2 protein-coding genes are annotated in these 1365 nt (G+C 42.8%); both read left to right on the top strand.

Translation table 11 applies throughout. The features are described from left to right. Positions 1-629: HlyD family type I secretion periplasmic adaptor subunit (locus tag BCT81_RS16265; protein WP_133152641.1), on the top strand; the 629-nt coding region annotated here is incomplete at its 5' end. Beyond that, positions 626-1365, top strand: a 740-nt coding sequence (locus BCT81_RS16260) for an ABC transporter transmembrane domain-containing protein (protein ID WP_241908224.1), incomplete at its 3' end; no start/stop codon positions are given. The genes BCT81_RS16265 and BCT81_RS16260, both read left to right, overlap by 4 nt.

The raw sequence follows: 1365 nt of genomic DNA, 5'->3' as shown, positions 1-1365 counted from the left end.
ATATACAAGCACAAGGATTCGTTTTGGACGCACAAGCTCAAAGTCTTGCAGAACAGAGAGATACATTAATCGCTCAAAATCGGGTTGAGTACTATGACCTTCTTAACCAGCTAAATAGTCAAATTGTTGAAATCAGACAAGAGTTAATAAAGGCCAAAGAGCGGCAGCGTGTTCAAGCACTTCGCTCGCCTGTCGATGGCGTTGTTCAACAGTTAAATATTCATACTCTTGGAGGTGTGGTATCGCCAGCACAAGCACTGATGGTGGTTGTTCCTCAAAACTCTCACTTAGAGGCTGAAGTGAATATTCTCAACAAAGATATTGGATTTGTTAGGGCGGGACAGCCTGTCGAAATTAAGATTGATAGTTTTCCTTTCACTAAATACGGCACGATTTCGGGGGAACTCCTTCATGTATCGAAAGATGCGGTTGAAGACGAGCGTTTAGGTTATGTGTTTCCAGCCAGAATTCGTTTGGAAAGCAATGAAATACTTGTGGAAGACACATGGGTTCCTCTTGGGGCGGGGATGAGCTTGGCTGCTGAGATTAAAACGGGCTCAAGAAGACTAATTGAATACCTGCTAAGCCCCCTTCAACAGTATCAGTCTGAAGCAATGAGGGAGCGATGATTATGCTCAGTACAGGTACATCAAGTGGCCTATTGTGCTTGAGTTATGTCGCAAAACAATTTAGTCAACCTATTGAAGTAAATCACCTTAAGCACAAATTGGGCGATGCTGTTTGTGAGCTCGATAGTATTAATTTGCAACGATGCGCACAATGGATTGGTTTGAAGGCCATGGAAGTTAACTACAGTTTAGATGAGTTAATCAGTACGCCTTTACCTGCCATCGTTCGTTTAGATGTTGGGTACAAAGTATTAGTCTCTTCAACGCGTACACACGTTACCTTGTATTGCCCTATTGAGAGTCGTATTCATAAGTACTCATTCGAGACGTTTTCTAAGCAATGGCAAGGTGTCTTGTTCTTATTTGCTGAAACTGATCTCAAATCGGAAGATGTCTCTTTTGGGTTTAGTTGGTTTTTCCCCACGCTAAAAAAGCATGCAGCCCAGCTGAAGAAGGTCATTTTATTTTCGCTTTTAATCCAGCTCATTGCCTTGGTCACGCCATTACTGTTTGCCAATGTTATTGACCGTGTTCTGGTGAGTAGGAGTCTAACTAGCTTACATGTGTTGGGGCTAGCATTGTTCGCTTTGGCCGTATTCGAACCCATTTTTAGCTATATGCGTAGCTGGCTATACGCCAACCTGGCGAGCCGAATTAATTCAGAACTTAGCGCTCGCTTATATTCTCATTTGTCCAGTTTGCCGATGAGCTATTTTAATCATCGGCAAACTGGACA

The organism is Vibrio sp. 10N.261.52.A1, from assembly GCF_002876325.1.
GTDB classification, from domain to species: domain Bacteria; phylum Pseudomonadota; class Gammaproteobacteria; order Enterobacterales; family Vibrionaceae; genus Vibrio; species Vibrio chagasii.
Note: the sequence above shows the minus strand (reverse complement) of the source record. Positions and strands in the feature narration are given on the sequence as shown.